This is a genomic window from Salegentibacter maritimus, from assembly GCF_016236915.1.
GTDB classification, from domain to species: domain Bacteria; phylum Bacteroidota; class Bacteroidia; order Flavobacteriales; family Flavobacteriaceae; genus Salegentibacter; species Salegentibacter maritimus.
The window spans coordinates 1-233 of sequence record NZ_JAEHOK010000080.1 but is presented as its reverse complement, the minus strand read 5'-3'; the positions used below and the strand labels follow the sequence as shown (position 1 = coordinate 233).

Annotated in this window: 1 protein-coding gene; it reads left to right on the top strand. The window is 36.9% G+C overall.

Annotation, left to right across the window (positions count from 1 at the left end):
• On the top strand, window positions 1-233 hold a 233-nt coding region (locus tag I6U49_RS16905), incomplete at both ends, for a hypothetical protein (protein WP_198629710.1).

Genomic DNA, 233 nt, shown 5'->3' with positions numbered 1-233 from the left:
GGTACTTTCACCTATACCGATGCAGAGGGTAATATTATAGACTTTGATGCCAATACTACCAGCTATACCGAAAATGGGGGAGGTAGTTATACCTTCACCAACGATAATGGAGAGAGTATCACGGTAACTGTAGTTGATGATGTGGTTTCTAATATTCAAAACCAGGGAGCGATCTATAATGAAATTTTAAGCATTATTGGAAACGAGTCTGATATATTAGTAGACAACAATAA